Origin of the sequence: Burkholderia sp. AU6039, assembly GCF_002223365.1 — a bacterium.
Taxonomy (GTDB): domain Bacteria; phylum Pseudomonadota; class Gammaproteobacteria; order Burkholderiales; family Burkholderiaceae; genus Burkholderia.
This window is the reverse complement of sequence record NZ_NKFK01000005.1, coordinates 351,197-370,564: the sequence shown is the minus strand read 5'-3', so window position 1 is coordinate 370,564 and position 19,368 is coordinate 351,197. Positions and strand designations below refer to the sequence as shown.

Genomic DNA, 19,368 nt, shown 5'->3' with positions numbered 1-19,368 from the left:
TCAGGCCGCCTTCGCAGGCGTCATCACTTCGACGGTCACGTGAGACACGCCGTCGAAACCTTCGACCAGTGCATGGTAAAAGCGCGCGTCGCGCGCCGCATCGATGGTCTCGACCGACACGATCGCACTCATATGGCCGGGGCCGACACGCCACACGTGAAGATCGTTGACCTTGTCGCCGAGCGCCTCGATCGCATGACGTACGCGCTCCGCCAGCTTGCGGTCGACGTTGACGTCGAGCAGGATGCCGCCCGTATCGCGCATCAGCCCGTACGACCAGTTCGCGATGACGAGTGCGCCGATGATGCCCGCGACGGGGTCCATCCAGACCCAGCCGAACGCGCGTGCGAGCAGCAGGCCGACGATGGCCAGCACCGACACGGCCGCGTCGGCGATCACGTGGACGTAGGCCGACCGGATGTTGTGGTCGCGATGGGCGGCCGCGTGCGAACCGTGATCGTGATGCGCGTGGTGGTCATCGTCGTGATCATGGTCGTGGTCGTGGTCGTGGTCGTGGTGGTGACCATGTCCGTGGCCATGCGCATGGTGATGGTCGCCGCTCAGCAACCACACGCTGGCGAGGTTCACCGCGAGCCCCAGCACGGCAATCGGAATCGCCTCGCCGAAGTGAATGGGAACGGGTGCCAGCAAACGTGCAATGGCCTCGTAGCCGATCAGGATCGCGATCATCGCGAGCACGATCGCGCTCGTGAACCCGGCCAGGTCGCCCAGCTTGCCGGTGCCGAACACGAAGCGCGGATCGTCGGCATGCCTGCGCGCATAGGTATAGGCCAGTGCGGCGATCAGCATCGCGCCTGCGTGCGTCGACATGTGCAGCCCGTCGGCGACGAGCGCCAGCGAACCGAACAGCGTACCGCCGACGATCTCGGCCACCATCATCGCCGAGCATAGACCGATCACCATCCACGTCCGCCGCTCGTTCTGCTCGTGCGCAGCGCCGAGGAAAATATGGTCGTGCCCCGCGCCGAACGCGTCATTCGTGAAATTGCCCATGTTCCGCCCCGATTACTTGAAATAGCTGTGCACCACGTCGATCAGCTGCTCGGTCGCGCTGCCTTCGTGCTCATCCGGTCCATGTGCATCGACCATGTGCTCGCGGATGTGGTCCTCCAGCACGACGGCCAACAGCCCGTTCATCGCGCCGCGACAACTCGTGATCAATTGCAGCACCTCGTTGCAGCCGCGCTCATCCCCGAGCGCGCGCTCGATCGCCTCGACCTGGCCCTTGATACGGCGCACGCGGTTCAGCAGCTTCTGTTTTTCACGAACGGTATGGCTCATCGATGACGGGACTCCTGGATAGGGAGGGGGAGTATATCTCCAGGAGGTTTCCCCTATAGAGGCGAGGGGTATTTCGCCTTCGACAGGCTTTCATCTCAGGTACACGTTTGACAGGGAGGTCCACTCCGTATCTTTCCGTGCCGGCCCACTTGTCTCAAGCGCCGTCCGTCTATACCGAGCCTATCTTTCGCAATGCCCGGGCTGCTGACGAACCTGCACCAGGGCGCATCCCGTAGACCATCGAGTTAAGGGGGAAAGGGTCATGGATTGACGCGAGTTGTGCGCCTCCAGGGCTGTGAAGTGGGAAGCGTTCACGCACTTCACATCGGTGCACAATGCCGATGGACCGCTGTGGGTTCCTGCCCGCATAGGGTTGTTGGATCATGTGCGGGCCAGACAACATAAGGTGTTGTCACTGAATCCCTTGCGCAGGGACTGCGATGCGTTTCAGCGCTCGGATCAGCGCATCGAAATCGGAATTCTCGCCGCGACCCAATCCATCGTGGAAGGCGGCATCGAGATCGTCCGTGTGCTGTCGTACGCATCCGATGCGTCGAAGTAGATCAGCTTTCCGTCATGGATCTCGATCGGATCATTTCCGGGCCGGCCGCTCCAAAAGACGAAAAATAGCCGGGTCGCGAGGGTCGACCCGTGCGCATCGGCCACGACGATTTTGACCTGCTCGTTCTGATCAGCAAAAAGGCCATTGCCGCTGCGGCCACTGCCGCAGATGTTGACGATATAGGTTGTGCCATCGATCTGCTTGACGCCACCGTTCAGCTTGGCGTTGTAGTTGAATCGCTGGCAATCGGTGTCGTCGGTCGTGATCCCGCGAAAGTTGACGAGATAGAAGAACACCAGGAAGCTCAGCGTGACGACCGCCAGTCCTACGCGTTTCATTCGGCTGAAGTGGTCGATATTTCTAACAAACCAGTAGAAGTAGAGCACGAAGATGATCGACGTGATGGCGAAGATCATGCCCTTCGCATTCTTGAGCGAGAAAAGCGTGATCGCGTTCCGCGTGTGGGCCGGCAGGAACATCCACGCAATGGCGACAACCAGGCACAAGACGACAACGGTCAAGACCACTTTGAAAACGGTGGAGATCGCCTTCATTGCTCGGCCGGGATGGTTCTGCATACGGTATCGAATTTCAGAATGATCGGCTTGTTCAGCTTGATGAGTTTGGGGCGACTGTAGACCATGAAGTCGCCACCACGATTATGCGCCGACCTCCAGTCGCGGTACGTCTTGTTATGAACAGGCCAGTAGACATCCTTCGCCAGGAACTTCCGAAAGAGGCTTGTGCGTTTGTCGATCGGCTTGTCGACCTCTTCGCCCGTGGGGAGGTAGCGCCATTCTTCGATAGTCGAGTTCCCGACGTTCAAGTTGCTGCCTTTGAAAAAATCGTTGACTGCCGCGGCGTAGGACAGAACCATCCCGTTCTTGTTCCAGTGGCCGAGGTATTGGCTCTTGGAAAGCGAATCGTCGTTGAACGAGTAGCTGTCTTTGATGTAGACATAGACGTGGGTAATCTGTGCGACAGGCTCGAGACAGAATATCTTGTTCTTGCCTTCGTATTGATAAAAGCGTTCGCCAGTTACGGCAGCCTTCCCTACGGCAGCGTAGAAATTGAAGTTCGCCAGGGCGCCGGTCAAATCGGTCATCGCGGTACCGTCAAGCGTGTCGAGGGATGAGACGGGCTGGTACTGGAATCCCCAGGCGATGTGAAACTGGAGCGGGTCCTTCAGAAACGGTGAGGTGTCGATAGCGATACCTGCTGCATTCAATTGCCCGGCCGAAAAACTCCGCTCGACCACGGGCGCCAGGACTTTCGTGACTGCTCGTGCGGCATTCGGTGTGTAAATCGCTTGCCGGACAAGTTGATTGAATCGCTCGGTTGCACCGCGAAATTTCAGCGCCCAATCCAGGGAAACCGTCGTGTCATCGATCGGCTGTACAGAATTGAGGTCGTCGTCATAGACGTGTCTTGGGCGCGCAAACCATTCTCGCGCGAGCTTGGCCGAGATTGGCCAGCCCATCTTGTCCATCGCTTTGGGGATGTCCTGAAGATCGAACTTGGGCAGTTTGTCGGCTTGCTCCGCGTCTCGAGGCTTGTCGCTCGGTTGCGGTTTGGTGGGCGCTGGCGCAGGAGTGGACGTGTGATGCGCTTTGACCGGAACGGGTGTCTTGGGCGGCGATGGTGGCTCGTTCGGCGCACGCCTGTCGAACGAGATTGTTTGCTGCGTGTCGATGGGAACGCATCCGACCACGCCAGCGCGACATTTCCACCGTTTGCCGCGATAGAAGACTCCAGATTCCAGCTGGTAATACGGGACTTTTTTGACGTCGAGCATAACGCTTGAATAGTGATTCGCAAGAGAACCGGTCTCAGCGTAATCAAAACCCCGACAATTCCAACCACAAACCCAACGGCAATAATGAGGATGACTTGCCAGATCAAGCCAAACCTACGTGGGTCGTAGAGGCACGAGCAGTTTTCCGGCGGCACGATTGTTACGGAAGGTTTCGTGGCCAGACAGCCCGACATTGGGTCCTCGAGTTCCGCAGCCTCTTGTCTATCCATTTTGGCAACCGTGTCAGCATCCACGAGTGCCTGGCGCGTGGAATGAACAGATTCGCCTCGGCGAGCCGCGGTGGTACGTGTATCGCATCCCGCCACGAACGCTCTTGACGGAATTGCACTCCGGTCACACGAAGATGGTCGACAACCGTTCGTCAATACCATCTCAGATCGTCAGTCCATGCCCATCGCTCAGGCATGATTAGCCTGCCGCCCCTCAAAGGACAGATGCAGCACATCACCGACGAGAGGCGCGCGTACTGCTGCGACGGGTTCTGCCGGGAATTTGAGATGAAGGATTGCCGAAAGCAATTCGCTCGGCTAGACTGCCTTTCGTCTTTGGGGAGTAGCCTGCTTTCCGTCCCCGGAAAGCGATCGTGTCAACACACTCGGCCTGCAGCCGTGGCACGATCAGCCTGATTGGCCTGGCGAGACCATGGGCGCATCGCGTCGTTCCTGGTCGGACGTCGGCGGATGCGCCATGGTTTGTCAGCGTCCGACCACGGAGTCCCCATGTCCCACACCGCCCTCTCCCCGCGTTTCGCCGCCGTCCGCGCGCATGCCTGCGGAGGTGCCGCATGACTCTCATGTTTGTCGAACTGGCGTTCATGCTGGTCGTCATCCTCATCGCCGCCGAGGTCTTCACCAATGCGCTCGAACATCTCGGCGAACGCCTGAAGATTTCCGAAGGCGTCACCGGTTCGCTGTTCGCGGCCGTCGGCACCGCGTTGCCCGAAACGATGGTGCCGCTGCTCGCGCTCGCCGGCGGCACGGCGAACCAGGCCGTGAACGAGGAAATCGGCGTCGGCGCGATTCTCGGCGCGCCGCTGATGCTCGCGACGCTCACCACCTTCCTGATGACGCTCGCCGTGATCCGCTCGCGCGGGCTGCGCGGCACGATCGCGCCCGAACGCACGGGCTTCGTGCGCGACATGAACTACTTTCTCGCCGCGTTCTCGCTGGCCACCGCCGCGATGTTCGTCCCGCATCACAACGGGGCCGTGCGTGCGTTGCTCGCGGCGATGCTGGTCGGCATCTACGTGATGTATGTCGTGATGACGTTCCGCGCGTCGAGCCAGCTCGTCGATGCCGGGCACGGCACCGAGGCGCCGCACACGATGTTCCTGTCACGCCTGGGTGTGCCGACCAACCTCGCGACGATCGCGCTGCAACTGCTCCTCGGCGTCGCGCTGCTGGTCGGCGGGGCGAAGGGTTTCATTCACGGCGTGGAAGGCGTGTCGCACGCGCTGGGCATATCGGCGCTGCTGCTGTCGCTGATCATCGTGCCGATCGCGACGGAACTGCCGGAGAAGGTCAACAGCGTGCTGTGGATCCGCCGCAGGAAGGACACGCTCGCGTTCGGCAACATCACCGGCGCGATGGTGTTCCAGGGCACGCTGCTGCCGGCGATCGGCATCATGCTGACGCCGTGGGAGCCGCGCCCCGAAGTGCTGACCGGCGTGATCATCACGCTCGCGGCGGCGGCATGGCTGCGCGTCAATGCACGCACGCGCGGGCTCGCGATCTGGGCGTTGCTCGCGAACGGCGCGGGGTATGCGGGGTATCTGTTCCTGACGCTGGCGCGCTGAAATGACTCAATGGACGCGCCGGGCGCGATCCTGCTGCCCGGCGCGAACGAAGCCTCGTCGCGCCGGCGGCCCGCAAGCGATTCAGATGCGCGTCTGGTTCACACGTTGCGACAGTTGCTCGGCGCTTTCCTTGCGTTCGCTATAGCGGTCAGTCAGATACACGCCGACGTCGCGCGTCAGCAGCGTGAATTTGACCAGTTCCTCCATGACGTCGACGACCCGGTCGAAATACGCGGACGGCTTCATCCGGTCGTCGTCGCCGAATTCCATGAACGCCTTCGCGACGGACGACTGGTTCGGGATGGTCAGCATGCGCATCCAGCGCCCGAGCACGCGCATCTGGTTGACCGCATTGAACGACTGCGATCCGCCGCTGACCTGCATGACCGCCAGCGTCTTGCCTTGCGTCGGCCGCACCGCGCCGACCGACAATGGAATCCAGTCGATCTGCGATTTCATCACGCCGGTCATCGCGCCGTGCCGCTCGGGGGAGGACCACACCATGCCCTCCGACCATTGCACGAGCTCGCGCAACTCGGCCACCTTCGGGTGGTCGTCGGGCGCATCGTCAGGCAGCGGCAAGCCGGCCGGATTGAAGATCCTGGCTTCGGCGCCCATCGCCGTCAGCAACCGCGCCGCCTCCTCGACCAGCAACCGGCTGAACGAGCGCGTGCGCAATGACCCGTAGAGCAACACGATTCGAGGCGGATGCGTCGACGGCTGCGCGGGCTGCAGCCGGCTCGCGTCCGGTACGCTAAAAAGCGTGGCATCGAGTTGCGGCAGATCGTTCAGTCGCTCAGACACGCTTGCCCTCCGCATCGATCACGATTTCGCCGTCTTCCTTCGCAAACGGCCCCTTCTGCGGATCGGGCAGGATGTCGAGCACCTGCTCGGACGGACGGCACAGCCGCGTGCCGAGCGGGGTGACGACGATCGGGCGATTGATCAGGATCGGGTGAGCAACCATGAAGCAGATCAGGTCGTCGTCGCTCCACTTCGGATTGTCGAGATCGAGCGCTTCATACGGTGTCCCCTTGCGCCGCAGCACGTCGCGCACGGGCATGCCCATCGCCGCGATCAGCGCGCGCAGCTCTGCCTGGCTCGGCGGCGCTTCGAGGTAAAGCACGACGCGCGGCTCGACGCCGGCGTTGCGAATCATCGCCAGCGTGTTGCGCGACGTGCCGCAATCGGGGTTGTGATAGATCGTGATGTCGGTCATTTCCGGATTCCTGAATGGTTTCACGCGCACTCGTACCAGCGCTTCGAACGGTTGACGACGCGCACGACGAGCAGCATCACCGGCACTTCGATGAGCACGCCGACGACGGTCGCGAGCGCGGCGCCCGAGTGGAAGCCGAACAGGCTGATCGCGGCGGCCACGGCCAGCTCGAAGAAATTGGACGCACCGATCAACGCCGACGGACACGCGATGCTGTGTTTCTCGCCGACGAGACGATTGAGCCCATAGGCGAGCGCTGCGTTGAAGAACACCTGGATCAGGATCGGCACCGCGAGCAGCGCGATCACCAGCGGCTGCTTCAGGATAGCCTCGCCCTGGAACGCGAACAGCAGCACCAGCGTGGCCAGCAGCGCGGCGATGGACCACGGGCCGATCTTCGCCATCGCGCGGTCGAACGCCGCCGGCCCCTTCGCGAGCAGCAGCCTGCGCCATACTTGCGCGAGGATCACCGGGATGACGATATAGAGCACGACCGACGTGAGCAGCGTCGCCCACGGCACCGTGATCGCGGACATCCCCAGCAGCAGGCCGACCAGCGGCGCGAACGCGATCACCATGATGCTGTCGTTCAGCGCGACCTGCGACAGCGTGAACAGCGGATCGCCGCCCGTCAGCCGGCTCCACACGAACACCATCGCCGTGCACGGCGCGGCGGCCAGCAGGATCAGGCCGGCGATATAGCTGTCGATCTGGTCGGCGGGCAGCATCGGCGCGAACAGCTGCCGGACGAACAGCCAGCCGAGCAGCGCCATCGAAAACGGCTTGACGAGCCAGTTCACGACGAGCGTGACGCCGATCCCCCGCACATGCTGCCGAACCTCATGCAACGCGCCGAAATCGACCTTGACCAGCATCGGCACGATCATCACCCAGATCAGCAGCCCGACGGGCAGGTTGACCTGCGCGTATTCCATGCGGCCGATGTGCTGAAAGAGCCCGGGCAGCGCCTGGCCCAGCGCGATGCCGAGCACGATGCACAGCGCCACCCACACGCTCAGGTAGCGCTCGAAGAAGCCGATGACGGGCGGGGCCGCCACGGCTTGCGGTTGTGCAACGTCCGAGCCGGTCATGCATCGCCTCCGCAGCAATCGGGCGCCGTCGGAACGCCGCAGGCCGCGCCGGCGCAGCAGTTCTCGGTCAGGAACCCGATGAGCCCGCTCATCGATTCGAAATTCGCCGCGTAATAGATGAACCGGCCGTCCTGGCGCGCGGTGACCAGGTCAGCATGCGACAGATCCTTCAGATGAAACGACAGGCTCGATGGCGACAGCCCGATCTGCTGGGCGATCGCACCAGCCGGCAGCCCTTCGGGCCCGGCCACGACCAGCACGCGAAAGATGGCCAGGCGCGCTTCATGAGCAAGCGCGCCCAGGGCGCGCACGACGAGATTGGAGTCCATGGCGCGAAGGATAGCGCCATCATTTCAATATTTCAAGCATTGTTGAAATGAAGGTGCAGATCCCGTGCGTGGCCGCTCCCCAGCCCTTCGCGCACCGTCAAACCCGGCCGCACGCGCGGCTTCCGGCCCGACGCGCACGGCACCGGTGCAGCCGCCCGCCTCACGGACGGGCGACGCACCGGCATGCGCTCAGGTCAGGACGCCTTCACCAGCTTGACGATCGTCAGCGTGCCGTCGACCTTCTCGATCCGCACCTTGACCTTGTCGCCCGCATGGGCGTGCTCGAGCATCGCCGCGTCCTTCGCCTTGAACGCCATCGTCATCGGCGGCATCCCGACGTTCTCGAGCGCGCCGTGCTTCAGCGTGATCTTGCCGGTCGCGGCATCGACCTTCTTCACTTCGGCGTCGGTCAGCGCGGCATTCGATTCGGCCATGCCGCCCGACGACATCTTCATGCCGGACATGTCCATGCCGGCCATGTCGCCGGCTGCAAAGGCGGGGGTGACGAGCGTGCCGACAGCAAGTACGGCGGCAGCAGCAACGGTAACAGTGATCAACTTCTTCATCGGGATTCTCCGGTTGGGATGGATGGCACGTTCGTGCCGTGAGGAACTGCTTCGGAATGCCACGCATGGCCCATGCTTCGCGCACGACGGCGCTGCAGCAGGAGCCATGCGGCGGGAATGACGAACATCGACAGCAGCGGCGCCGTGACCATGCCGCCGACCATCGGCGCGGCGATGCGCTGCATGACTTCGGAACCGGCGCCGTGCCCGACCATGATCGGCACGAGGCCGGCGAGCACGACCGCCACCGTCATCGCCTTGGGGCGCACGCGCAGCACCGCGCCTTCGCGGATCGCGTCGAGCAGCAGCGCATCGGTCAGCGGTTCGCCGGCATCGAGCCGGCGCTGCAGCGCGCCCTTCAGGTACAGCAGCATCACGACGCCGAATTCGGCGGCCACGCCCGCGAGCGCGATGAAGCCCACCGACGTCGCGACGGACACCGCGTGGCCGAGCGCCCACACGAGCCAGAAGCCGCCGACCAGCGCGAACGGCACCGTCGACATCAGCAGCAGCGCATCGGCCGTCGAGCCGAACGTGAGGAACAGCAGCACGAAGATCACCACGAGCGTCACCGGCACGACGGTGCGCAGCCTGGCCGCCGCGCGTTCGAGATACTCGAACTGCCCCGACCACGCGATCGAATAGCCGGGCGGCAACGCGACCTGCTGCGCAACAGCCTGCTGCATCGCGCGGACGGCGGTGCTCAGGTCGACCCCGCGGAGATCGACGTACACGTAACCGGACAGTCGTGCGTTCTCGCTGCGGATCATCGGCGGGCCGTCGGCGATCGCGATGCGCGCGACGTCGCCCAGGCGGATCCGCGCGCCGCGCGCGGTGACGACCGGAAGCTGCCGCAGGTTCTCGACCGAATCGCGCACCTCGCGCGGGTAGCGGAGGTTGATCGGAAAGCGCTCGCGCCCCGCGATCACTTCGCCGACGTCGTCGCCGCCGACCGCCGTCGACACGACCGACTGGAGGTCGGCCACCGACAGCCCGTAGCGCGCGGCCGCGAGCCGGTCGATGTCGACGTCGATATAGCGGCCGCCGTTCAGCCGTTCCGCGAGCGCGGACGTCACGCCCGGCACGGGCTTCACGGCCGCCTCGACCTGCTTCGCGATCGCGTCGATGCCGGCCAGGTCCGGCCCGGAAATCTTCACGCCGACCGGCGTCTTGATCCCGGTGGACAGCATGTCGAGCCGGTTGCGGATCGGCGGCACCCACACGTTCGACAGCCCCGGCACCTTCACCGTGCGATCGAGTTCGTCGACGAGCTTCTCCGGCGTCATGCCGGGCCGCCAGGCGCTGCGCGGCTTGAAGCGGATCGTCGTCTCGAACATCTCGAGCGGCGCGGGATCGGTCGCGGTATCGGCGCGGCCCGATTTGCCGAACACCGTGTCGACCTCGGGCACGGTCTCGATCAGCCGGTCGGTCTGCTGCAACAGCTCGCTCGCCTTGTCGGCGGAGATGCCGGGCAGCGCGGTCGGCATGTACAGCAGGTCGCCTTCGTCGAGCGGCGGCATGAATTCGCCGCCGAGCCGCGACAGCGGCACGGCCGTCAGCACGAGCGCGACGACCGCGATGCCGATCGCGACCCACGGGCGCCTGAGCGTCGCTTCGAGCAGCGGACGGTACGCGCGAATCAGCACGCGGTTGATGGGGTTCGCGTGCTCGTGCGGAATGCGGCCGCGCACGAGATAGCCCATCAGCACCGGCACCAGCGTCACCGACAGGCCGGCGGCCGCGGCAATCGTGTAGGTCTTCGTGAACGCCAGCGGCGCGAACAGCTTGCCTTCCTGCCCTTCCAGCGAAAACACCGGGATGAACGACAGCGTGATGATCAGCAGCGAGAAGAACAGTGCGGGCCCGACCTCCGCGGCCGACGCCGCGACGAGTTCCCAGCGTCTGGCCGGCGTGATCGGCTCGCCGGGATGCGCGTGGTCGTATGCTTCGAGATGCTTGTGCGCGTTCTCGATCATCACGATCGCCGCGTCGATCATCGCGCCGATCGCGATCGCGATCCCGCCGAGCGACATCAGGTTCGCGTTCACGCCCTGGTAGCGCATCACGATGAACGCGGCCAGCACGCCGAGCGGCAGCGACAGGATCGCGACGAACGCGCTGCGCAGGTGGAACAGGAACACCGCGCAGACGATGCCGACGATCACGAACTCCTCGATCAGCTTGTCCTTCAGGTTGCCCACCGCGCGCGCGATCAGCTGCGAGCGATCGTAGGTCGTGACGATCTCGACGCCGGGCGGCAGCGAACGCTTCAGGTCGGCGAGCTTCGCCTTGACCGCATCGATCGTGGTCAGCGCGTTCTTGCCCGAGCGCATCACGACGACGCCGCCCGTCACCTCACCCTGCCCGTTCAGCTCCGCGATCCCGCGCCGCATCGCCGGGCCGACCTGGATGCGTGCGACGTCGCCGAGCAGCACCGGCGTGCCGGCGTCGTTCGTGCGCAGCACCACGTGCCGGAAATCGTCGAGCGTGCGCAGGTAGCCGGTCGAGCGCACCATGTACTCCGACTCGGCCAGCTCGACGACCGAACCGCCGGACGCCTGGTTCGCGTTGCCGAGCGCGCTCGCGACTTCCGCCTGCGTGATGCCGTATGCGCGCAGCTTGTCGGGATCGAGCACGACCTGGTACTGCTGCACCATGCCGCCGATGCTCGCGACTTCCGACACATCGGGCACCGCCTTCAGCTCGAACTTCAGGAACCAGTCGTTGAGCGCGCGCAGTTGCCCGAGATCGTGACGGCCGGTGCGATCGACGAGCGCGTACTCGTATACCCAGCCGACGCCGGTCGCATCGGGCCCGAGCGACACCGTCGCGCCGGCTGGCAGCCGGCTCTGCACCTGGCTCAGGTATTCGAGCACGCGCGAACGCGCCCAGTACCGATCGGTGCGGTCGTCGAACAGCACGTAGACGAACGCGTCGCCGAACGACGAATACGCACGGACGGTTTTCGCCCCGGGCACGCCGAGCAGCGTGGTCGTCAATGGATAGGTCACCTGATCCTCGACGATCTGCGGCGCCTTGCCCGGATACGACGCCTTCACGATCACCTGTGTGTCCGACAGGTCGGGCAATGCATCGAGCGGCGTCTGCCGCAGCGAATGAACACCCCATGCGGCAATCAGCACGGTGGCGAGCAGCACGAGGAAGCGGTTGTGGACGGACCAGCGAATGACGTGCGCGATCATCGTTCGCCTCCCTTCGGTTCGACCTTCGTCAGCCGGTAACCGTCGTCGCCCTGCGTGAACGCGAAGCGCACCGTCTGGCCCGGCTTCACGTCCGGGAACGCGGTGGCCGACGGCTTGCCGAACGCCATCGTCATCGCGCCCCAGCCGAGCGCCGGAACGGGCTGATGCGAGAACGTGATGTCGTCGGCCGTGACCTGTTCGACCTTGCCGGTGGTTTCGTAGACCGGTGCCGCTGCTGTCGGCGTCGACGCGGGCATCGCCGCTGCCCCGCTCGCGCCGGTGCCGCTTTCCAGCCGCGGCAACACGCTTTTCAGGCTCGCCTCGGAATCGATCAGGAACTGCCCCGATGCGACGACCGTGTCGCCTTCGTTCAGCCCGCCGAGCACTTCGGTGTCGCTGCCGACGTCGTTGCCCACCGTCACCGTCACGGGCTGGAGCCGGCCGTCGCGATGCTTCACGATGACGATCGAGCGCTTGCCGGTCGCGATCACCGCTTCGGACGGCACGAGCAGGCGCGACACGCTCTGCCGCGCGGCGACCCGCACGCGCATCAGCATGCCGGGCGTGAGCTTCAGCGCCGCGTTGTCGATCTCCACGCGCGCCTGCAGCGTGCGGCTGCTCGCGCTGATGCCGGGCAGCACTTCGCGGATGCGTCCGGTGAAATGCTGTGTTGGGTCGCCCGCGAACGTCGCATCGACCGCCATCCCCGGCTGCACGGTCAGCGCAAGCGCTTCCGGCACCTCGACGATGAGCCACAGCGTCGACAGCCCGGCGATCTTCGCGAGCGTCTGACCGGGCGCGACCATCGCGCCGTCGCGCACGTTCAGCTCGCTGACGACGCCGGTTTCCGGCGCGGTCAGCACGACGTGCGTCTGCACGCGGCCGGTGCGATCGAGGCGCGCGATCATGCCGTCGGGAATCGACAGCGCCCGCATCCGTGCACGCGATGCATCGAGCAGGCTGCCGTCCATCCCGCCGCGCTTGAGCGCGAGGTATTCCTCCTGCGGCGCGAGCCAGTCGGGCACGAACAGCGATGCGACTGGTGCGCCCTTCGCGATGCGCTGCATCGGTGCGCGCGCATGGAGATGGTCGATGTAGCCGGTCACGCGCGACTGGACGACGTCCGCGCGCGATTCGTCGAACTGCGTGGTGCCCACCGCATCGAATCCGGCCGCCGTCTGTTGCCAGCGCACGGTCGCATAGCGGATGCCGAGGTTCTGCTGCAGGCCCGGATCGATCCGGATGCCGGACGCGCCGCCGCCTTCGTCCGCGTAGACGGGTTGCAGTTGCATGTCCATGAAGGGCGACTTGCCCGGTTTGTCGAAATGCTGGTTCGGCACCATCGGGTCGTGCCAGTAGAGCACCTTTCGGCCGCTCGTCGAACCGGGCTTGCCGGTCGAGGCCGACGCGGCGGCGTCAGTCGCGGCGCTTGCCGCATGGCGTGCGCCCACGAAATAGCCCGTGCCGAGCAGCGCGGCACCGGCGAACGCCAGCACGGCCGCGCGGGCCCATGTTTGCTTCGTCATGTCGTTCTCCTTTATTGCGCGGCGGCCAGCGTCGACGGCACGACCTGGTATTCGAGCTGCGCCCAGGTCTGCGACACCTCGCGCCGGAGATCGAGCACCTGCAATTGCGCATCCAGTTGCGCGCGGCGCGCGGCGAACGTATCGGCGAGCGAGCCTGTGCCGGCACGGTAGGCCGCGTTCGCCAGTTGCACGCGCTGGTCGGCGGCGGGCAGCAATGCGTCGCCGAGATTCGCGATGCGCGCACGACCGCTCGCGAGCGTCGCGGACTGCGTGCGGATATCGGCCTGCACCTGGCGCAGCGTGTCCTCGTACATCAGGCGCGCCTTCGTCGCGAGCGCGGCTTTTTCGGCGACGTCGCGGTTCTGGCGGTTCTTGCGATTGAGCGGCAGCGGGATCGTCACGCCGACGGACACCATGTTCGAATACGCGCCGCCACGCTGCTGGTACGCGACTTCCCAGGTCCAGTTCGGGCTGCGTTCGCTGTCCGCGACGGCCGTATCGGCTTCGGCCACCGCGATATCGTCGGCGGCGGTGATCAGCGCCGGTTGCGACAGCCGCAACTCGTCCGGCGGCAACGACGACACGAACGATTCCGGCGCGGGCGGCGTGCCCGCAACGTCGTCGACCGGCACGGCGGTCCAGCGCGACAGCGCGATGAGCGCGGTCTGGTAGACCTGCCGCGCTTTCAGCAGTTGATCCTGCGTCTGCGCGAGCATGGCCCGCGCCTGGACGACGTCGGCCGCACTCGCCTTCGCGCCGCGATACGACGCCTTCGTCGCTTCAAGCTCATGGTTCATGTGATCGAGCAGCGCCTGCTGCAGCGCGAGCGCCTGCTTCGCGTAGACGGCGGTCAGCCAGGCCGTCGCGGTTTGCTGGCGCACGCTCGCGAGCTGTGCGAGATAGCCGGCGCGCTCGCGCCCGACCTGCTCGTTGGCGAGCGCCGAGCGCAGGCGCCGCTTGTCGCCGGACACCCACTCCTGCTCGATGCCGATGCGGCGCATCGTCATGAAGTCCTGGCCGACGGTGAAGCGCTGGCCGCCGTTGACCGGCAGGTTGTCGATGCCGGCCTTGAGCATCGGGTCGGGCAGCTGGCCGGCCTTCACGGCCGCCTCCGCGCTCGCGCGCACCGACGCCTGCGCGGCCTGCATCGAAGCGGAATGATCGGTGGCGGACTGCAGCGCGGCGTCCAGCGTGACAGGCGATGGCTGCGCATGAACGGCGCCCGCCACCAGCAGCGCCGCCCAAAGCATGGGCGCGCGCCGACGTGCACGCCGCGCAAGCGGCATGCCGGGATGGAATGACATGGTTGAACCCCAACGGCGGAACCCCATAGGGATTCCACGTCCTGATACAGGACGAACCTCACCGCGAATGCGGCGAACCTATCGGATCGGGATCAGCTGATGCGTGGAGGGCGCCACAATCCGTTCGGATCGCGGACCGGGAGGATTTGCGCGTAGTGGAACGCGACGGTGCTGGCAAATGCCGCGGGGCGACTGACTTCGGCGCGAGCGGCCGGATGATAGAGACTGCCGAACTGGCATTGCGCCGTCAGCTTGCAGGCCGTGCCCTTCGCTTTCGCGTGGGCCTTGCCGGCGGACGACGACTGCATTGAATCGCAGCCCGGCATGTCGGCGGACATGCCGGCGTCCATGTCCATCGACATCGACATGCCCTGCTGCATCATCGGACATTCCCCGGCCAGGCCGCTGGCTGCCAGCCCGCTGATGGGCAGCACCGCGCAGAGCAGCAGCAGGATGAGCGTCCGGAGGAATTTCATGGCGGGGATTATAGCGCGGGGTTTTGCTGTGTGGCAGCGCGTCGATGAAGCGTAACGACGTGCCGACTCCGCGACCGCCGTCGCCTGCTACCGCGCGAGCCCGTCGGCCTCCAGCACCGCCTGCACCGCCGGCCGCGCCCGCACCCGCTCGTACCACGCACGCAGATGCGCATAGCGGGTCAGGTCGATATCCGCGTGGTACACCGACCGCAGCCATTCCGCCTTGCCCCAGCCGGTCAGCGCGAACAGGTATGCATCGGCGAGCGTGAACGAGTCGCCCATCAAGAACGTATTGCCGTCTAGCTGGCGATCGATCCAGGCAAAGCGGCTGTCGAGCTTCGTTCTCGCCGGGTCGACGTATTTGCCCGCCTGCACCGCGTACAGCAGCGGAATGAAGCCCTTGTGGATTTCCGCCGTGAGAAAGTTCAGCCACTCCATCAGCCAATAGCGCGCGAGCGTGCCGTAGGCGGGCGCAAGCGCCGCCTGCGGACACAGATCCGCGAGATACTGCGCGATCACCGGCCCTTCGCGCAGCCGCGTGCCGTCGTCGAGTTCGAGTAGCGGCACGTAGCCGAGTTCGCTCACATCGTAGTAATTGCGCCCGTCTTCAATGACATGCTTGCGCGCGTCGACCTTGATGACTTCCGCGTCGATGCCGCCTTCGCGCAGCACGATGCAGATGGCCTGCGAACAGCTGCCGGGAGCGTGATAGAGCTTCATGCGTGTCCTTCGTGGGTTGTCCATGTATCGATTCGCCGCGACGCGGGCGCTAATATCTCGCATCGGCGCGAGGCTGAGAAGACGGCAGTCGTTTGTGCCGTAGTCACAAAAAATTTACCGACCAGGATTCGCCACGATGAAAACGAGTGCGACCGGATGTTCCGTTGAAGAAGCGATGCGCCTGCTCGGCGGCCGCTGGCGGCTGCTGCTGGTGTCGTATCTGCTCGACGGGCCGCGACGCTTCAGCGACCTGCGGCGCGACATGCCCGGCATCTCCCAGCGCATGCTGACGCTCGACCTGCGCGCACTCGAAGACGCCGGGCTCGTGCGGCGCACCGTCTATCCGGAAGTGCCGGTGCGGGTCGAGTACGATCTGACCGCCGACGGCGACCGGCTGCGGCCCGTCGTCGAAGTCATGCGCGAATTCGGGTTGTGGCTGAAAGCGCGCGATGCCGATGCGTCGTGCGATATCGGTGTCGCGCCCGATGCGGCAACCGCCATCGAAACAGCACACCATTCCACCCGATAACCCCGACTCCCATACGCAGGAACCCACACTCATGGAACTTCACGCCACCATCGGCGCGGCGACGTCCGATCTCGACGACGACGAAAGCTTCGCCAACATCTACTGCCACGACGCCGAGCAGGACTATTGCTTCGCGCTGTCGCGCTTTCCGGACGACGCGCTGATCGAAGTGATGGTGCGCGACCAGGTCAACGCGCGCGTCAAGGATCTGTCGGTGCGCCTGACGGACGACACGATCGACGTCGAGATCGAACCCGCGCTCGCCGCGCGGCTCGACGGCCAGACGCGCTACGTAATCCATCTCGCGCCCGGCCAATACGACCCGGTCACGCTGCGCGCCGCGCTGAAGGAGATCTTCGTCGGCAAGAACGGCTTTCAGGACGACAGCACGCGCGGCTAGGCCGTCGTCAGCCGGTTCATCCTCGACTTTCGCTCTTACGCCTGCTCATGACGCGCTTCCCGCTTCCCAGTCTTGCCGCGACCGCGCTGCTGCTCGCCGCGTGCGTATCGCTTGCGCCTGCCGCGCACGCAGCCAAGCCGCTGCTCACGTTCAAGGTCGACGACACCGTCACGGCTCGCGTCGAACGCGCGGACAGCGCGCACATCACCGTGCGCTTCCTGCCGAGCGGCAAGACGCAAACGCTCGACGTGATCGCTGCCGACGAGGAAGGTCACTATCACCTCTCGTCGGACGACTACAACTTCGACGGCCACCGCGATCTCGCCATGCACGCGACGCTCGGCATGGTCAACGACAGCTACGGCATCTACCTGTACGACCCCGCACGCCAGCAGTTCGAACCGCTGCGCATGCCGGCGAGCAATATGCGGCATGGCAACTGCGACGACCTGGTCAACGTGGTCGCGAAGCCGAAGGAACGCACGCTGTACAGCTCCTGCCGCGGCGGCCCGATCTGGTACACCGATGCGTACCGCTACGATGCGCGCGGCAAGCTGTATCTGTACCAGTCCAGCGAAGCGATCCCCGACGACCTGCGCGACCTGCTCGACACCGATTCCGGCCCGTCGTCGATGCTGCTGACCTACGACGCGCAAGGCAAGCGCGTATCGCGCCGCCCGGACGCGTACGGCGGCGGCACCGTCACGTTCAAGGTGCGCCCGGCGCGCCTGCCGCTGCACGATACGATGAACGATGCACCCACGCGCCGCTACGTCGTCGCGGGCGACACGGTCGAGCTGATCGACACGAGCGCCGATTTCCAGTGGCTGAAGGTGCGGTATCGCAACCCGCAAGCGGGCACGGTGCAGGGCTGGGTCAGCGCAAAGGAAGCGATGGCCAACTGATGCACGCGGCGGCGTGATCGCCGCTCATTCCCACATATTGAGCGCGTCACGTCCCATTAATAGGGATGCCTGTCCAAATGTTGACGTGCTTCCTGCCACGGCTCTAACGTTCGCCCCAACGCCATTCGATTCGGCCGCCCCGTTCGCGGGCGACGGCCGGGCACCGAACACAGGAGACAACCGTGGCCCATTCCGCGTCGCGCACCCACGCCCACCCGCCGGAACAACCGCCCGCGCGCGCCGGCATCGCATCCGAACCCGCCGCCCGTTCGGCCGCGGCACCCACCACGCCACCGAGCCGCAAGCGGCTGCTGATCCTCGCGTTGCTGTTCGTGACCGTCGTGATCAACTATCTCGACCGCAGCAACCTGTCGATCGCCGCGCCCGCGCTGTTCAAGGAGCTGAACATCGATCCGGTGCGCGCGGGCCTCGTGTTCTCCGCGTTCGGCTGGACCTACGCGCTGATGCAGGTCCCGGGCGGCTGGCTCGTCGACAAGGTGTCGCCGCGCGTGCTGTATGCGGGTGCGCTCGCGCTATGGTCGGCCGCGACGCTGCTGCTCGGCTTCGCGGGCTCGTTCGTCGGGCTGATCGTGCTGCGCCTCGCGGTCGGCGCACTCGAAGCGCCCGCCTATCCGATCAACAACCGCGTGGTGACGACCTGGTTCCCGACCCGCGAACGCGCGAGCGCGATCGGCGGCTACACGTCGGGCCAGTTCGTCGGCCTCGCGTTCCTCACGCCGGTGCTCGCGTGGCTGCAGGTGCATCTCGGCTGGCACATGGTGTTCGTCGCAACCGGCCTCGCGGGCATCGTGTGGGCCGCGATCTGGTATGCGGTGTATCGCGAGCCGCGCGCGTTTCGTGGCGTCAACGCGGCCGAGATCGCGCTGATCCGCGACGGCGGCGGGCTCGTCGATCTCGAGGATCGCGTCGCGGCACGCACCGAACGCGCGCCGTCGACGTGGCGTGACCTCGGCGTCGTGCTCGGCCGGCGCAAGCTGTGGGGCATCTATCTCGGCCAGTTCGCGCTGAACTCGACGCTGTGGTTCTTCCTCACGTGGTTCCCGACCTACCTCGTCAAGTATCGCGGCATGGACTTCATTAAATCGGGCTTCCTCGCGTCGCTGCCGTTCCTCGCCGCGTTCGTCGGCGTGCTGTGCTCGGGCGTGCTGTCGGACTGGCTGATGCGCCGCGGCGCATCGCAGGGCTTCGCGCGCAAGCTGCCGATCATCTCGGGGCTGCTGATCTCGACCTGCATCATCGGCGCGAACTACGTGACGTCGACCGGCTGGGTGATCGCGTTCATGACGATCGCGTTCTTCGGCAACGGCTTCGCGTCGATCACGTGGTCGCTCGTGTCGGGGCTCGCGCCCGCGCGGCTGCTCGGCCTCACGGGCGGCGTGTTCAACCTGATCGGCAACCTGTCCGCGATCGCGACGCCGATCGTGATCGGGCTGCTGGTGGACGGCGCCGACTTCTCGCGCGCGATCACCTACATCGCCGCGATGGCGCTTGCCGGCAGCCTGTCGTACGGGCTGCTCGTTGGCAAGGTCGAGCGCATCGACGCATAAGCGTCACGAGGGCGGCACGCACGTGCCGCCCGGTCTTACCGCTACCGCTGACCACGC

The 19,368-nt window shown here is 65.4% G+C and carries 19 protein-coding genes and 1 riboswitch; of the genes, 5 read left to right on the top strand and 14 right to left on the bottom strand.

From position 1 onward, the window contains the following. From dmeF to CFB39_RS19425, 4 genes are all read right to left on the bottom strand, one after another. Positions 1 to 1,014, bottom strand: a complete 1,014-nt coding sequence (dmeF, locus tag CFB39_RS19440; RefSeq protein WP_089474061.1) for a CDF family Co(II)/Ni(II) efflux transporter DmeF — start codon at positions 1,012 to 1,014, stop codon at positions 1 to 3. A 12-nt stretch (positions 1,015 to 1,026) separates the two neighbouring features. Then, positions 1,027 to 1,302, bottom strand: coding sequence for a metal/formaldehyde-sensitive transcriptional repressor (locus CFB39_RS19435; RefSeq protein WP_089428418.1), 276 nt, complete (start codon positions 1,300 to 1,302; stop codon positions 1,027 to 1,029). A 459-nt stretch (positions 1,303 to 1,761) separates the two neighbouring features. After that, positions 1,762 to 2,442 (bottom strand): hypothetical protein, encoded by a 681-nt coding sequence (locus tag CFB39_RS19430; protein WP_089474060.1) that lies wholly within the window; start codon positions 2,440 to 2,442, stop codon positions 1,762 to 1,764. Continuing rightward, positions 2,415 to 3,659, bottom strand: coding sequence for a DUF6402 family protein (locus tag CFB39_RS19425; RefSeq protein ID WP_089474059.1), 1,245 nt, complete (start codon positions 3,657 to 3,659; stop codon positions 2,415 to 2,417). Before CFB39_RS19425 ends, CFB39_RS19430 begins: the two co-directional genes overlap by 28 nt. A gap of 556 nt (positions 3,660 to 4,215) precedes the next feature. Then, a riboswitch (yybP-ykoY riboswitch) is annotated at positions 4,216 to 4,390 on the top strand. Positions 4,391 to 4,464: 74 nt separating this feature from the next. Here CFB39_RS19425 and CFB39_RS19415 point away from each other — a divergent pair. Beyond that, positions 4,465 to 5,475: a sodium:calcium antiporter gene (locus tag CFB39_RS19415; protein WP_089474057.1), complete on the top strand. Its 1,011-nt coding sequence runs from the start codon at positions 4,465 to 4,467 to the stop codon at positions 5,473 to 5,475. Between the two features lie 81 nt (positions 5,476 to 5,556). Here the strand turns inward: CFB39_RS19415 and arsH are convergent, their stop codons facing one another. The 10 genes from arsH to CFB39_RS19365 all read right to left on the bottom strand — a co-directional run bounded on the left by arsH (position 5,557) and on the right by CFB39_RS19365 (position 15,909). Beyond that, a complete protein-coding gene (gene arsH, locus CFB39_RS19410; RefSeq protein WP_144030281.1) occupies positions 5,557 to 6,294 on the bottom strand; it encodes an arsenical resistance protein ArsH in 738 nt (245 codons plus the stop codon). After that, on the bottom strand, positions 6,272 to 6,694 hold the full coding sequence (gene arsC, locus CFB39_RS19405) for an arsenate reductase (glutaredoxin) (protein WP_089474055.1): 423 nt from the start codon (positions 6,692 to 6,694) through the stop codon (positions 6,272 to 6,274). The genes arsH and arsC overlap by 23 nt, the downstream gene beginning before the upstream one ends. 20 nt (positions 6,695 to 6,714) lie before the next feature. Next, positions 6,715 to 7,785: an ACR3 family arsenite efflux transporter gene (arsB, locus tag CFB39_RS19400; protein WP_089474054.1), complete on the bottom strand. Its 1,071-nt coding sequence runs from the start codon at positions 7,783 to 7,785 to the stop codon at positions 6,715 to 6,717. Then, positions 7,782 to 8,114 carry a helix-turn-helix transcriptional regulator gene (locus CFB39_RS19395; RefSeq protein ID WP_089474053.1) on the bottom strand — a complete coding sequence of 111 codons (333 nt, stop codon included), beginning with the start codon at positions 8,112 to 8,114 and terminating at the stop codon, positions 7,782 to 7,784. The genes arsB and CFB39_RS19395 overlap by 4 nt, the downstream gene beginning before the upstream one ends. Before the next feature lie 194 nt (positions 8,115 to 8,308). Next, positions 8,309 to 8,680, bottom strand: coding sequence for a copper-binding protein (locus CFB39_RS19390; RefSeq protein ID WP_089474052.1), 372 nt, complete (start codon positions 8,678 to 8,680; stop codon positions 8,309 to 8,311). Further along, positions 8,677 to 11,883 (bottom strand): efflux RND transporter permease subunit, encoded by a 3,207-nt coding sequence (locus CFB39_RS19385; RefSeq protein ID WP_089474051.1) that lies wholly within the window; start codon positions 11,881 to 11,883, stop codon positions 8,677 to 8,679. The genes CFB39_RS19390 and CFB39_RS19385 overlap by 4 nt, the downstream gene beginning before the upstream one ends. After that, a complete protein-coding gene (locus CFB39_RS19380) occupies positions 11,880 to 13,409 on the bottom strand; it encodes an efflux RND transporter periplasmic adaptor subunit (RefSeq protein WP_089474050.1) in 1,530 nt (509 codons plus the stop codon). Before CFB39_RS19380 ends, CFB39_RS19385 begins: the two co-directional genes overlap by 4 nt. Positions 13,410 to 13,420: 11 nt before the next feature. Next, complete coding sequence (locus CFB39_RS19375; protein WP_089474049.1) at positions 13,421 to 14,713, bottom strand: TolC family protein; 1,293 nt, start codon at positions 14,711 to 14,713, stop codon at positions 13,421 to 13,423. A gap of 92 nt (positions 14,714 to 14,805) precedes the next feature. Then, positions 14,806 to 15,189, bottom strand: coding sequence for a hypothetical protein (locus tag CFB39_RS19370; RefSeq protein WP_089474048.1), 384 nt, complete (start codon positions 15,187 to 15,189; stop codon positions 14,806 to 14,808). A gap of 87 nt (positions 15,190 to 15,276) precedes the next feature. After that, entirely contained in the window at positions 15,277 to 15,909 is a 633-nt protein-coding gene (locus CFB39_RS19365; protein ID WP_089474047.1) for a glutathione binding-like protein, read from the bottom strand. Between the two features lie 136 nt (positions 15,910 to 16,045). On the opposite strand from CFB39_RS19365, the gene CFB39_RS19360 reads away from it, so the two are divergent. The 4 genes from CFB39_RS19360 (at position 16,046) to CFB39_RS19345 (ending at position 19,311) form a co-directional block, all read left to right on the top strand. Then, complete coding sequence (locus CFB39_RS19360; protein ID WP_089474046.1) at positions 16,046 to 16,438, top strand: helix-turn-helix domain-containing protein; 393 nt, start codon at positions 16,046 to 16,048, stop codon at positions 16,436 to 16,438. 31 nt (positions 16,439 to 16,469) lie between these two features. After that, positions 16,470 to 16,838: a hypothetical protein gene (locus CFB39_RS19355; RefSeq protein WP_089428430.1), complete on the top strand. Its 369-nt coding sequence runs from the start codon at positions 16,470 to 16,472 to the stop codon at positions 16,836 to 16,838. A gap of 47 nt (positions 16,839 to 16,885) precedes the next feature. Beyond that, complete coding sequence (locus tag CFB39_RS19350; RefSeq protein WP_089474045.1) at positions 16,886 to 17,743, top strand: hypothetical protein; 858 nt, start codon at positions 16,886 to 16,888, stop codon at positions 17,741 to 17,743. A gap of 182 nt (positions 17,744 to 17,925) precedes the next feature. Further along, positions 17,926 to 19,311 (top strand): MFS transporter, encoded by a 1,386-nt coding sequence (locus tag CFB39_RS19345; RefSeq protein WP_089474044.1) that lies wholly within the window; start codon positions 17,926 to 17,928, stop codon positions 19,309 to 19,311. The last annotated feature ends 57 nt before the right edge of the window (positions 19,312 to 19,368 follow it).